The organism is Enterococcus sp. AZ063 (genome assembly GCF_051715045.1).
GTDB classification, from domain to species: Bacteria; Bacillota; Bacilli; order Lactobacillales; family Enterococcaceae; genus Enterococcus_D; species Enterococcus_D casseliflavus.
The window spans coordinates 2987411-3000505 of sequence record NZ_JBIOTA010000001.1 but is presented as its reverse complement, the minus strand read 5'-3'; the positions used below and the strand labels follow the sequence as shown (position 1 = coordinate 3000505).

The 13095-nt window shown below is 43.2% G+C and carries 17 protein-coding genes; 11 read left to right on the top strand and 6 right to left on the bottom strand.

Annotated elements, in window-relative coordinates; translation table 11 throughout:
* Positions 1–24: 24 nt before the first annotated feature.
* Together IGK61_RS14135 and nrdI are read right to left on the bottom strand one after the other, a co-directional pair.
* Positions 25–1674: a MutS-related protein gene (locus IGK61_RS14135; protein ID WP_074535473.1), complete on the bottom strand. Its 1650-nt coding sequence runs from the start codon at positions 1672–1674 to the stop codon at positions 25–27.
* 41 nt (positions 1675–1715) lie between these two features.
* A complete protein-coding gene (gene nrdI, locus IGK61_RS14130) occupies positions 1716–2165 on the bottom strand; it encodes a class Ib ribonucleoside-diphosphate reductase assembly flavoprotein NrdI (RefSeq protein ID WP_005228511.1) in 450 nt (149 codons plus the stop codon).
* Between the two features lie 136 nt (positions 2166–2301).
* On the opposite strand from nrdI, the gene gloA2 reads away from it, so the two are divergent.
* Both gloA2 and IGK61_RS14120 read left to right on the top strand, forming a co-directional pair.
* Positions 2302–2679 carry an SMU1112c/YaeR family gloxylase I-like metalloprotein gene (gene gloA2, locus IGK61_RS14125; protein WP_074535474.1) on the top strand — a complete coding sequence of 126 codons (378 nt, stop codon included), beginning with the start codon at positions 2302–2304 and terminating at the stop codon, positions 2677–2679.
* Positions 2680–2772: 93 nt separating this feature from the next.
* The gene (locus IGK61_RS14120) at positions 2773–3339 is read left to right on the top strand and encodes a GNAT family N-acetyltransferase (protein WP_005228513.1); all 567 of its coding nucleotides are present in this window, start codon (positions 2773–2775) and stop codon (positions 3337–3339) included.
* A 4-nt stretch (positions 3340–3343) separates the two neighbouring features.
* Here IGK61_RS14120 and IGK61_RS14115 read toward each other — a convergent pair whose 3' ends face one another.
* Entirely contained in the window at positions 3344–3865 is a 522-nt protein-coding gene (locus IGK61_RS14115) for an LURP-one-related/scramblase family protein (protein ID WP_005228514.1), read from the bottom strand.
* A gap of 39 nt (positions 3866–3904) precedes the next feature.
* Positions 3905–4774, bottom strand: coding sequence for a Cof-type HAD-IIB family hydrolase (locus IGK61_RS14110; protein WP_074535475.1), 870 nt, complete (start codon positions 4772–4774; stop codon positions 3905–3907).
* A gap of 131 nt (positions 4775–4905) precedes the next feature.
* Here IGK61_RS14110 and IGK61_RS14105 point away from each other — a divergent pair, with 131 nt between their 5' ends.
* From IGK61_RS14105 to IGK61_RS14085, 5 genes are all read left to right on the top strand, one after another.
* Complete coding sequence (locus IGK61_RS14105) at positions 4906–5595, top strand: uracil-DNA glycosylase (RefSeq protein ID WP_016608882.1); 690 nt, start codon at positions 4906–4908, stop codon at positions 5593–5595.
* 141 nt (positions 5596–5736) lie between these two features.
* The gene (pta, locus tag IGK61_RS14100) at positions 5737–6720 is read left to right on the top strand and encodes a phosphate acetyltransferase (protein ID WP_005228517.1); all 984 of its coding nucleotides are present in this window, start codon (positions 5737–5739) and stop codon (positions 6718–6720) included.
* Positions 6721–6934: 214 nt separating this feature from the next.
* Complete coding sequence (tsaE, locus tag IGK61_RS14095; protein ID WP_010749889.1) at positions 6935–7408, top strand: tRNA (adenosine(37)-N6)-threonylcarbamoyltransferase complex ATPase subunit type 1 TsaE; 474 nt, start codon at positions 6935–6937, stop codon at positions 7406–7408.
* Positions 7401–7925 carry a GNAT family N-acetyltransferase gene (locus IGK61_RS14090; RefSeq protein WP_010749888.1) on the top strand — a complete coding sequence of 175 codons (525 nt, stop codon included), beginning with the start codon at positions 7401–7403 and terminating at the stop codon, positions 7923–7925. Before tsaE ends, IGK61_RS14090 begins: the two co-directional genes overlap by 8 nt.
* Positions 7926–7941: 16 nt before the next feature.
* Positions 7942–8457 carry a GNAT family N-acetyltransferase gene (locus tag IGK61_RS14085; protein ID WP_074535476.1) on the top strand — a complete coding sequence of 172 codons (516 nt, stop codon included), beginning with the start codon at positions 7942–7944 and terminating at the stop codon, positions 8455–8457.
* Between the two features lie 75 nt (positions 8458–8532).
* Here IGK61_RS14085 and IGK61_RS14080 read toward each other — a convergent pair whose 3' ends face one another.
* Together IGK61_RS14080 and IGK61_RS14075 are read right to left on the bottom strand one after the other, a co-directional pair.
* Entirely contained in the window at positions 8533–9066 is a 534-nt protein-coding gene (locus tag IGK61_RS14080) for a 3'-5' exonuclease (RefSeq protein WP_010749886.1), read from the bottom strand.
* Between the two features lie 84 nt (positions 9067–9150).
* Complete coding sequence (locus IGK61_RS14075; protein ID WP_005234144.1) at positions 9151–9903, bottom strand: exodeoxyribonuclease III; 753 nt, start codon at positions 9901–9903, stop codon at positions 9151–9153.
* Between the two features lie 213 nt (positions 9904–10116).
* Between IGK61_RS14075 and IGK61_RS14070 the strand changes: the two genes are divergently transcribed.
* The 4 genes from IGK61_RS14070 (at position 10117) to IGK61_RS14055 (ending at position 13095) form a co-directional block, all read left to right on the top strand.
* Entirely contained in the window at positions 10117–10392 is a 276-nt protein-coding gene (locus IGK61_RS14070; protein WP_074535477.1) for an AbrB/MazE/SpoVT family DNA-binding domain-containing protein, read from the top strand.
* 72 nt (positions 10393–10464) lie between these two features.
* Positions 10465–10596: a hypothetical protein gene (locus IGK61_RS14065; RefSeq protein ID WP_005228524.1), complete on the top strand. Its 132-nt coding sequence runs from the start codon at positions 10465–10467 to the stop codon at positions 10594–10596.
* 276 nt (positions 10597–10872) lie between these two features.
* Positions 10873–11757, top strand: a complete 885-nt coding sequence (murB, locus tag IGK61_RS14060; protein WP_420911906.1) for a UDP-N-acetylmuramate dehydrogenase — start codon at positions 10873–10875, stop codon at positions 11755–11757.
* 117 nt (positions 11758–11874) lie between these two features.
* Positions 11875–13095 carry a hypothetical protein gene (locus IGK61_RS14055; protein WP_438844952.1) on the top strand — a complete coding sequence of 407 codons (1221 nt, stop codon included), beginning with the start codon at positions 11875–11877 and terminating at the stop codon, positions 13093–13095.

The window sequence follows — 13095 nt, the reverse complement described above, 5'->3', positions numbered from 1 at the left end:
TAAGGCGCTTTTGTTTGTAGGAAGTTATAAATCCTGCCATTTACGGTTTTGATCAAAATCATTGGCGGCGGCATAGGCGTCTTGAACGATCGTTTCAGGGTAGCCCATGACTTTTAAGAGGGCGATCGCGTTGCGGCTCAAGGCAGGACCGGATTTGACCTTGTAATCAAAGGAGATGCCGTCATCTTCCGTGACTTGTTCAGAAAAATGAATGTTGCGGCAGTCGTTTTTTAAAATTTCAGTCAGCTCAATGTCATGGGTGGCGACAAATGCCAATGATGGGTAGGCACGCAGCCAATGGATGATGCTGGCAGAAGCAGCGATCCGTTCCACCGTATTGGTTCCTTTTAAAATCTCATCAACAAAACAATAGCAACGCTGGTTCGTAGCAACGGTGTCTAGCAGGCGTTTGATGGATTTGATTTCCGCGACGAAATAGCTGTCGCCTTCAAACAAGTCATCTTCGACAGCCATCGAGGTAATGACATGACCGGGAACCATCGTAAAGGCTTCGGCAACTGCTGTCTGGATCGTTTGTGCCAAAATGCAATTGATGGCGATGCTTTTGACATACGTCGATTTGCCCGAGGCATTGGAGCCAGTCACGAGGGTATTGTGGGTCCAAGCAACATCATTCATGACTGCTTCACTTAGAAGCGGGTGATACGTACCCGTTGCTTGTACACCTCCGCTTGTTTGGAAGGTCGGTAGGCAAGTGATGGGCATATACGTGCGAAAATTTAAAATGGCGGCTGCGACTTCCAATTTTCCCAGCAAATTCCACAGATCGATGGCTGCTTGTTGGTGCTTTGCCAGGGTAGTAGTGACCGTTTGATAGGAAATAAACGGCAGCATAAAAATGATATTGATGTATTCAAACAACATGTCTCCTTCGCTGCCGTTTTTGGCACGAAACGAAAAGGCGAAACGAGTGATCTTTTTTAATGGTGCCAAGGATTGTTTGATCTCATCTTGGAGGGGCGTGTTGATTTTAGCGATCTGACTGCCACAGGCAATCGTTTGAACCAAATAGCGCATGCTGTTCAGTTCTGTTTCCAGCTTGGCTTTTTTGATGGAGTAATAGATCGTATTGAAAACGACACTAACCAACGTCAACAGGATGCCTTGGACAAACCCCAGCAGGAGCAGCAAGATGCCGACTAACGGCAGCACACCTAAAAAGACAAAGAACGGCAGAGAGCCGATCGATTGCGCAGCTTCATTGGCCAAGTAGGCTTTCGAAAAATTATCATCTTGTTTTCCTAAACGAGCAAACGTATATTGGGATTGTTCGCGTGCGGCACTGTCAGCAGCAAAAAAGTCGATCAATTTGGTCAGCTGTTTGTCCGTCTTGAAGCGAAAATTGCGTAACTGCTGGTACAATGCTTCTGAACCGACACTGGAAAACGTCAGATTAATGGACTCAAACAACGAAAAGCCATCCAAGTCATACCAAGTGATGTCATCGACCTCGCTATCAAAATCGTGAAACTTCTTCTCAGTCAGCCAAGCCTTTTTCAAACTCGCTTCTTTATCAAAGCGGGGCTGACGGGGAAGCTTTCCCCAAGCAAGCCGAACGTAACGGCGTACTTTGTATCGATTCCAGATATCTAATGCGGTCAAGATGAGAATGCTGGCGAGTATGATCAAAATGACCATCGTTTGTGGTTCCATATGCAAAAGTCCTCCTAATGGCTAATGAATGCTGGCTAAAGTTAAGTGTTGCTGTGGGCAGGATCGATTTCTTTCAAACAAGCATAGATCCGTTCAATATCTTGGGTCGTGCCTCGCAGCTCGAAATCCGCTAAGAACGGGATCGAAAATTGCTCCGCATATTGCTTTGCGGTCAAGCAATATTGATAATTGAAGTTTTTGTTGCCACTGCCGATCACGCCTAAGCAAAGAGCTGCGTTGTTTTCATAGTCAATGTATTCCCGCATGGTTTCTGTGAGAATCTCCTGATCGCCGTTATCGACGCCATTTCCACCTTCTAAATAGGTAGGGACAAAAACCACATAAGGTTCGTCTTCTTGTTCAAAGACACTATTGTCATGAATTTCTTTGGCTTCCCAAGTACTCGGAGTGTCTTGCTGATCCGCATAGGCCAACAAGCGGTTGACGAATGCACGGGTATTTCCAGAGATTGAAATATAAAGTAGTTTCATTTTTTTCATCACCTTCCGCTTTCTAGTATAACAGAAACCATTTATGAAAAGAGGAGAACTTCGGCAGTCTTTTCTAGTAAAATGCAGCCAAAGGCTTTACACTGAGAGAGGAGTCCAATACAAAGGAGTGGCAATAATGTTTTCAAAAATGCATCATGTGGCGATCATCGCCAGTGATTACCAGCAGACCATAGAATTTTATGTAGAGAAATTAGGCTTTGAAGTGATTCGTGAACATGCGCGCCCAGAAAAGAAAGATGTAAAAATCGACTTGCGCTTTGGGGAATCAGAAATAGAACTGTTTGTGGTGGAAAACCCACCAGCAAGACCAAGTTTTCCTGAAGCAGCTGGCTTGCGGCATTTGGCATTTGCGGTGGAAAATATTGAAGCAGTCGTGGCAAAGTTAGCCGCCAAAGGAATTGCGTGTGAACCGATTCGTTTCGATACCTTTACGAATAAGAAAATGACCTTTTTCCAAGATCCAGACGGCTTGCCGTTGGAATTGCATGAATAAATAAGGAAAACTTTGTGTGGATCCTTTGTCGATTCAACTTGGTTTTTCTTGAGAGAATTGTTATTCTATGTATAGAGGTAAGGAGGAGAAAACGTGATAAGATTTGCAAAAAAAGAAGATCGCTTTGTCATGGCTGAACTCGTTTTAGTCATTTTAAAGGATATGGAATTGCCGTTTGTCAAAGAGATCGGTGAAGCAAAGACCTTAGAGATCTTGGCAGATGCCATGCTAGAACCCGACTATCGTTACGGCTTTCGCCGTGCGTTGGTCAATGAGATCGACGGGGAGGTTGCTGGGGTCGCCTTTGGATACCCAGACAAAGAAGAGGCAACGATCGATCAGCCTCTAGATAAAGTGCTGGAACAGTACGGTTTGAGTAAAGACATGAAGCTGTTTATCGATGAAGAAACCTTACCAAATGAATGGTACTTAGATACCATCTGTGTGGCTGAGAAATTTCGCGGCAAAGGTGTCGGATCAGCCTTATTAGAAGCGTTGCCGAAAATTGCTTCTAGAGATGGCTATGAGGTGATCGGCTTGAGTGTGGACCGAGCAAATCCCCATGCGAAGCGGCTCTATGAAAAGCATGGCTTTGAAGTCGTGGCACAAAGAGAGATCAGTGGCCACCTATACGACCATATGCAAAAAAGAACCAGCTGATTTTTCAGCTGGTTCCATTTGTTAGTCGAAGCTCAAGAGGATGGTCTTTCTTGCGGTGCCGATTGTACAGCCAGTAATCCATGACGGCAGCGATACAGATGCAGACTGGTGCATCCCGATCATCAACGACATCCAGTACATAATAATCCCCCGTCAATAAGGTCGCCTTATCCATTTCCATGATCTTTTTATTGAAATGATGGATCCCATAGCGATGATTGTAGATATCGCCGTGGACCGCCCAGTGAAGTTGCTGGATATAGTAGAAATCACCCGGCCAGTTAAAGATTTTTTGCAGTGTACCGACTTTCTCAAAGTCTTTGTAGATCTCAAAGCGCGTACCAAAAGTAAAACTGATTTGTTTGATACTAGCAACCATTTGCCCATTCAAGCGGTAAAGGGAAAGAGCATCGCCCTTAGTTCCCCAACGGCCCACCATTAAAAACAGTGATTTGCCTGTTTCATCTTTGACAATGGTGCGTGTGACTCTGCTAAGTTGTCTGTCTTGGATGAAAAATTCTGACATACTTACGCCTCCTCATGTATCCCCAAAAAGCTGCGTGATTTAAAGATTTTCATCAATTGCCCGAACGATCGCTTTGCCGACACCAGACTCAATATTGGTGTCCGTCAAATACTTCGCGGCTTCTTTTACCTCTAACTCGCCATTTCCCATTGCAAAACTAACGCCTGCCAGTTGCAGCATACTTACGTCATTTAAGTTGTCACCGATCGTCATCACTTCCTCCAGTGAGATCATCCGATCCTTAGCGACATGCGCCACTGCGATTCCTTTTTGCGCGTTTCGGTGGTTGATCTCAATATTGTTTTGTCCAGAAGAAGTCACCACTAGATCGCCGTACCCATCGATGATTTTCGTGATAGGACCCAATACCCGCGCACCATCTTGATGGAAGCAGATCACTTTCAAAAATTCTAATTCTTCGATCGAAAACAACTCACTGAAATCATCGACATAATTGATCGGTAAAAATTCCAAACGGGCTGCTGTCATAGCAATCGCCATCTTATGGGTTAAATGGGGCATTGCTTCTGCCGTGTGGATCGCAAAATTTTCGATCCGACGTGTTTGGCTTTCCGAATAGATCCCGTTGCTCGTGGAGATCTCAAAATAGATGTCGTTTTCTTTGAGTAGGTCGATCAACGAACGAGTTTGATCATGGCTGATCGGCACAGTAAATAATGAATTACCCGCTTCGTCGTAGACTTGGGCACCATTCAAGGTGATCATTGCACAGTCGATCCCGGCTTCTTGCAGCGGCGGCAAAGCCTCTTTGCGGTTACGGCCAGTTGCGACCATAAATTCGATTCCTTTGGATTGGGCATATTTGATTGCTTGGATATTTTCTTCTGAAATCTGCATACTAGCATTTAAAAGCGTACCATCCATATCAGAAGCAATTAATTTGATCATTGTCAGCGTCCTTTCTTAATCGTTTCTACAAATAGTGTACCATAAATCGCGCATTTTTTTCTTTCGAAGAGTAATTCTTGTTTCTAAGGGGAGGGATTTGTTATCCTAGAAGAAAACAAAGGAGATTCGCCATGAAACGACTATTGGACAATGATTGGCAAGAACAATTGCAAGAATCATTTGAGCAACCCTATTACCAACAACTGCGAGCTTTCTTAAAACAAGAATATGCCCAGCAAACGATCCATCCAGCGATGGATCATATTTATGAAGCCTTAAAACTGACACCATACCATGACGTAAAAGTTGTCATCTTAGGTCAAGATCCTTATCATGGCCCTCACCAAGCCCACGGACTGTCGTTTTCCGTACAGCCGGGGGTCAAAATACCGCCTTCGTTGCGGAATATTTACAAAGAATTAGCTGATGACTTAGGGATTCCACCTGTGTCCCACGGTTATCTCGTACCTTGGGCGCAACAAGGGGTCTTATTGTTGAATACCGTGTTGACAGTACGTGAAGGGCAAGCCTATTCACATCACGGGCATGGCTGGGAGCAGCTGACTGATACGATCATCGAAAAATTGAATCAACGAGAAGAACCGGTCATTTTTGTGCTTTGGGGCAAACCCGCCCAAAAGAAAGCCGCTTTGCTAGATACTAGCAAACATATTATTATAACAGCGCCTCATCCAAGTCCGTTATCAGCGCATCGAGGATTCTTTGGTTCGAAGCCTTTTTCTAAGATCAATCAAGCATTGCTGGCGTTAGGGGAAGAACCGATTTCCTGGGCGTTGCCAGAAAAAATAACACAGTTGTAAAACTGTGTTATTTAGAATGAGTAAACTTGTGAAAAAGGTAACGATATTTAAAATAATCGACTAATACAGGATTTTTATCTGTTCTTTTTTTCGCAATTATTGTACAATGGAAGGGTATAAAAAAACTGGAGGTCTTTACCCGTGGAATTATTCGAAAGTTTAAAATTTAAAATCGTGCGTCGTCATATCAAAATCGTTTTTCCTGAAGCAACAGATCCTCGTATCCTAGGTGCTGCTAGCCGTTTACGTTCAGAAGAATTGATTGAACCTGTTTTGATCGGTAACCCGGTTGAAATCGAAAAAGCAGCGGAAGCTCGCGGAATCAACGTATCAAACTTTGAAATTTTAGATCCTGAAAATTATGATCGTTGGGATGAAATGGTTGAAGCTTTTGTGGAACGCCGCAACGGCAAAGCAACGAAAGAACAAGCAGAAGAAATCTTAAAAGATGTCAACTATTTCGGTACAATGTTGACTTACATGGGCATTACTGAAGGAATGGTTTCAGGAGCGATCCATTCTACGGGTGATACAGTAAGACCCGCTTTACAAATCATCAAAACAAAACCAGGTGTGAGCCGTACAAGTGGTGCTTTCCTAATGGTTCGTGGTCGTGACCAAGAAAAATACTTGTTCTCAGACTGTGCCATCAATGTAAACCCAACTGCACAAGAATTGGCAGAAATCGCTGTTGACTCAGCGAAAACCGCTGAATTATTTGAAATCGATCCAAAAGTTGCTATGTTAAGCTTCTCAACGAAAGGGTCTGCGAAAGCACCAGAAGTAGATAAAGTCGTTGAAGCAACAAAAATCGCCAAAGAATTGGCACCAGAATACCAAATCGATGGAGAATTGCAATTCGATGCTGCGTATATCTCAGCAGTTGCGCAATTGAAAGCTCCTGAATCTGAAGTAGCAGGTAAAGCAACCGTCTTTGTTTTCCCAGATTTACAATCAGGAAACATTGGTTACAAGATCGCCCAACGTTTCGGTAACTTTGAAGCGATTGGACCAATCTTACAAGGATTGAACAAACCAATCTCTGATTTGTCTCGTGGTTCAAATGAAGAAGATGTCTACAAATTATCAATCATTACTGCGGCACAAACACTAATGGAAAAATAAGCAGCCAATCGCTGCACTTATGAAAAACTGATCCCTTGAGGGTCAGTTTTTTGTTTTGCTCTTGGAAAGTTGAGGGCAGCAAAGGAGGAAGTGTGCGCAAAAGCAACGATCCAGTGATCGTCGGGAAATTTCCCCTAAGCTCCTTCTTTACAATTCCTTGAAAAACAAGCTATACTAGCAACTAGTAAATTAGATTGATCAAAGGATGGGGACTATGTTTACCATTAACGACTTAGAAGCAACCGCAGCATTTGCAAAAATCATTGGAGAGGCAGCCGAGCCAGGGGATAATCTGGTATTGACGGGCGATTTAGGTGCTGGCAAAACAACCTTGACGAAAGGCATCGCCTTGGGGCTAGGAATCGAGCAACTGATCAAAAGTCCGACCTATACGATCATTCGTGAATATACCAATGGGCGGCTACCGCTGTATCATATGGATGTCTATCGGGTGGAATACGGTGCAGAAGATTTAGGACTGGATGATTATTTCGAAGGGGATGGCTTGTGTGTGATCGAATGGGGCAATCTCTTAGAAGCCTCCCTGCCAGAGGATTATTTAGAACTGATTTTGGAAAAAGATGATACAGATGAACAAAAACGTCTTGTGAAATGTCATGCATACGGCACCAAAGCAACCGCCTTTTTGCAACGGATCACAACAAAATGGCAGGCAGCCCATGAGTGAGATCCAATTACAGATCAAAGAAGCCACGGGTGCTGATGCCAAAGCTGTGTTAGCAGTCAGTCAACAGCTAGGAGAAGAAACGGATTTTCTCTTGATGGACGAAAGCGGCTTGGCGTTGCCAGAAGCCTTATTGGCAGAACAGCTGGACGCTATCTATGAACGGGACGACTATTTGCTGTTGTTGGCATTTGATCAAGAACAATTGATCGCCATGGCATCAGTCAAAGGCCATGAAGAGTGGCAATTAGCCCATGTCGGGGAGATCGGTATCTCGATTTTAAAAGACTATTGGGGCTTAGGCTTAGGTTCGCTCCTGATTGAAGAATTACTGGACTGGGTAGTAGAAGTTGGCGAATTGACCCGCATCGAGTTGACCGTTCAAGCGAGAAATTTACGGGCGATCCATCTGTATCAAAAATTTGGTTTTTTAACAGAAGGCTGTATGAAAGAAGCGGTGCAAACCCGCGAGGGGCAAAAAGTTGACGTCTTGATGATGGCACGTCTTTTTGAATCATAAAAAAGGAGTGAAGGAAATGGAGTTTCGGGAACCGACGATCGCAGACTGCGATCAAATCGAAGCGTATCGGCAAGCCTTCGAGAAGAATCAAGAAGTCATCCATGGTGGGGCAGGACTTGTAGAAAGTCCCACAGCCAAAGACTGGCTAGAGGGATTGGCGGATTTTAAAACAGCAGAAACGGTACCAGAAGGATTCGTTCCCGCCCGTACCTATCTGGCTATCCAAGATCAAAAAGTGATCGGTCTCTTGAATCTGCGTCTGACACTTAATGCGTACTTGCGCCAAATTGGCGGACACATCGGGTATTCGGTGCACCCAGACCATCGAAAGCAAGGCATCGGCTCGGCAATGCTGGCACAGTCATTGGTAAGTGCCAAACAATTTGGCTTGAACAACGTGTTAGTAACCTGTGAAGAAGCCAATCGCGCCTCCGCCAAAGTCATTGAAAACAACGGAGGTAAATTGACAGAAAAAGTCATTGATCCTGAAGATGGCGCTATAATCTGTCATTATTGGATCGATCTGACTTAAAATGAATCCTTCCTTAAATGAAAACGTGCGTCCTAAAGGCTAGCGCAATGCTGACTTTAGGACGCACGTTTTCATTTATTTGACTAAAACCAATTTTTTTAATGGATCGATACCAAATTCTTCTTCTTGACGCAATAAGATTTGGGCACATGCCCGACTATCTTCTAGTGCATCATGGTGGTTTAGTAAAGGAATCTGTAATTGCTCACAAACCGTGTTTAATTTGTGGTTCGTAAATTCTGGATACAGCTTGCGGCTCGTTCGCACCGTGCATAAGGAAAGATAATTTGGTTGTGACAACCCATAATAATCAAGACATCCCGCCAAAACTCCAGTATCAAAACCAGCGTTATGCGCAACGATCAAACTGTTCAGTTGATAATATTGTTGGATTTGTTTCCATACGTCAGGAAACTTAGGCGCTTCTTGTACATCTTCTGGACGGATGCCATGAATTTGAATGTTTTTCCAAAAAAATTCCGTTTCCGGTTGGATCAATGTGTAATATTCGCCCACGATTTTGCTATCTTGTACCATGACTAGTGCAAGGGAACAGGCACTATGCTTTTGATAATTTGCTGTTTCAAAGTCCATTGCGATAAAATTCATCAGACTCACCTCATTGCCATTCTAGCACAAAATCAAAGAATGAAAAGCGAACAAACGTTAAGAAAAACTGAAGTTTTCTTACGGTTAGTTGAGATCCAGTTCCACCGGACAATGGTCACTGCCAATGATATCTGTATGGATCTTGGCGTCTAGCAAGCGCTCATTTAAGTCATCCGAAACGACAAAGTAATCGATGCGCCAGCCAGCATTGTTTTTGCGAGCGTTGAAACGGTAGCTCCACCAAGAATAAATACCTTCTGCATCTGGATAGAAATAGCGGAACGTATCGGTAAAGCCAGCAGCCAAAAGAGTCGAAAACTTTTCCCGTTCTTCAGGTGTAAACCCAGCACTTTTTTGATTGGTTTTCCAATTTTTGATGTCGATATTTTTATGGGCAACATTCAAATCACCGCAGAGAATCACTGGCTTTTGTTGTTTCAATTCAGTCAAGTAAGCCAAAAAGGCATCTTCCCAAGTCATGCGATAATCCAAGCGGCGCAATTCATTTTGGGAATTTGGTGTGTAGCAAGTAATCAAGAAAAATTCAGGATACTCCAGCGTGATGACGCGACCTTCCGTATCATGTTCTTCGATTCCTAATCCATAACGGACCGATAGTGCAGGTTCTTTTGCGAAAATCGCTGTGCCAGAATAGCCTTTCTTCTCCGCATAATTCCAGTATTGATGATAGCCTGGTAAATCCAATTCAATCTGACCTTCTTGCAGCTTTGTTTCTTGTAAACAAAAGAAATCAGCATCGAGGGCTTCAAACACTTCAGAAAAATTTTTTTTAACGATGGCCCGTAAACCATTGACATTCCAAGAAATAAATTTCATTGAGACTCCTCCTTCTTTTCCACTACGCCTCCCATTTTACCTAAAAAAGCCAGAAGCGCAAAGCAAGTGAGCGGAATGAGGAAAACAAGGAGGAAGAATGAGGATTAAATTTGGATGCTAGAGAAAATCCGTTTGTAGTACGAAAAAGGAACGATGGCTCCTTACGTTTACTTCCATTTTATGATACAGTCATTTTGAAAAGGGGGCAGTTTCATGACGATCAAAGCGCAAGTTTCAGCGAAAATGACTTCGAAAAATCAAATAACTATTCCAAAAAGTGTGCGGCAAAAGCTAGGCTTAAAAGAGAATCACTGGGTAATTTTTGAATTTACCCCAGAAGGTGAGATCAAGGTAAGAGGTGAAAAAGCAGCACCTTCTTTTGAAGATTTTTGGAAACAAGAATTAGCGATCATAGAAGAAATGGGAAAATTTGACACAGGTGAGATGTTTTTTGAAAAAGATTTAGGGGAGGAGAACATTGAATGGTAAGGCAAGGAGATATTCTTTTATTGACTTAAATCCCACCAAAGGAAATGAAATGGCAAAAAAAGACCGTGTGTAGTGGTTAGTAATGATTATTATAACAAGAGTTTCAATACCATCTTAGTGATGCCACTCAGTAGCTCAAAAAAATATGTAGAAGAAAAATTTGCTCGATCGAATGCGTTTCAAACAGTTACCGAAACACAATAAAGTAAAGTTCAAGGGACGATTCTTTGTCAGCATATTTGCAGTGTGGACTTCTTGCATCGCAGCAACTTAGAAGTAGTCGATAAAGTCACTACGGAGATGAAAGAACGATTATCTGAAATAACAAAACACTTTTTTTGAAGCTGACTCTTTATTAATCAGGTCATTCGATTATTAAGCTTTTCTTTGATTCACCAGAGGTAGCAACTTTTCCTTGAACATGCTAAAATAAGTGAGATGTTTATTGTGAAAGGAAACCTTCTCGTGAATAAAGACTTGATGATTGCGCAATTCCCTGAAATTGCCTTATTAAAAGATGAACCCTTATTGAACTATACGTATACAAAAACTGGTGGACCGGCAGACATTTTGGCTTTTCCCAAAACAGCAGATGAAGCCAAACAGCTGCTTGATTATTGCCGAGAACAAGCGATTCCTTGGATCGTCTTAGGAAATGCCAGCAACTTGATCGTCCGTGACGGTGGTATTCGTGGCGTGGTGATCATGCTATCAGAAATGAACCAAATCGTGGTGGACGGCACTTCTTTGATCGTCGATGCTGGAGCAAAGTTGATCGATACCACCTATATCGCTTTGCATGAATCGTTGACTGGTTTTGAATTTGCCTGCGGGATTCCTGGCAGTGTCGGCGGTGCCGTCTTTATGAATGCTGGCGCCTATGATGGCGAAATCCAAGATGTCTTTGCGTCCTGCGACGTTTTGCTGGCTAATGGTCAAATCGTGACTTATACCAAGGAAGAAATGGAATTTGCTTATCGTCATAGCAAATTACAAGAGCAAAAGATGATCATTTTAAGCAGTCGCTTTGATTTAGCAAAAGGCGATCAAGAGCAAATTAAAAAGCGGATGGATGAACTGACAGAATTGCGGCAATTGAAGCAACCGCTAGAATACCCCTCTTGTGGGAGTGTCTTTAAACGTCCAGTCGGTCATTTTACCGGCAAGCTGATCCAAGATGCAGGCTTACAAGGATTGAAATGGGGCGGAGCCCAAATTTCGGAAAAACATGCAGGCTTTATCGTGAATGTCGATCAAGCCACTGCAACGGATTACGTCGAACTGATCGCTCATATCCAACAAGTCATCAAAGAAACCTTTGATGTCACCTTAGAAACAGAAGTCCGAATCATCGGCGAAGAATAGAATAGCAAAAAGATTGTCCTGAGGGGCAGTCTTTTTTTTATGAGAGCTGATAAAAAAGAGCTTAGGTTTGTAAGCTTTCTCAGTCTTCGGTACAATAAACGAAAAGGAGTGAGCAGGATGAAAAAGTGGGGACGCGTCATTTTGTTTGTTGGGTTCGCCTTTCTTTTCGGCGGTTGTACGAAATTACCGCAAGAACAGTTTGCCGAACAGTTGACGAATCAGCAAGCAGCGAATGCTGGTGAATTCCAAGCGACGATCGATACCTTTGAGATGGGCAGCAGCAGCGAATACGGTCAAGAAGCCGATAGGTATGCCTCTATGTTGATGTCACAGTTAGTCGGCTCGTCATTTAAAGGGGACTTCGTCCAGGACAAAGAAACCAAAGCGATTTTACTCAATCTGGCAGTCGCTTTTGGGGGGCAGGAGCTGCCGATCAAGCTGATCGTCGATCCAGAAAAACAAGAAGCGTATGTGTCAGCTGAAATCTATGAAACACTGCAAGGGTATATCAGCGCATTTGGTAGTGACAGTTATGGGACAAAACCAGACGCTGCGGAATATGAAGGCAAATACCTGCGCATCGATCAAGAAACCTTAGATTCTTACTTTGGCGAAGGAACTTTTGCAGAGGACGGCGAGGGGGCAACCGAAGCAGAAAAAGAGCCTGAAAACCTCTTTACCATGAACAGTCTTTTTCATAATGAGACGTTTGCAGACTATTTGAAAACCTTTGAACCAGATGCTTTCAAAAGAGATGGAGATACGATCAGCCACACGTTTACCAAAGAAGAATTGGCAGATTATGCAACCTATGCTCAAGAACACGGCGCCGATCAAAAGCAAGTCGCCGAATTAGAAACGATGCTGCAAGAAGTTGAGCAGTTTGACTTAGCCATGACCGTCAATACGAAAACAAATCAGCAGAAAATGGCTTTTCACTTCGTGCAAGCGGATGAGCTGCAAACCACTATCGGAGCCACGGTGACTTTTACAGGGAAGAAAAGTGATACTGCTGTTGCAATCCCTACAGCGGAAGAATTGATTGACCCAGAAGAATTGTTTTCTCCCTATGATTATGGTTGGGATGACAGCTATGACGATGGGTATGAAAATGATTATGATGATGAGTACTGGGATAGCTATGATGAAACCGATGATTGGTCTTCTTATATGCTGACGGATGAGGAGTTTGAAGAACTGCTGCTGCAAATCAAGCAAGAGCTGCCTTATTTGACCCAAGCAGATATCGATGATTATCTGACATTTTATGAAGAGTACTTGACCCAAGAGCAGTATCAAGAGCTTGTCGAAGCACTCCAAGTGACACAAAGTCTATGA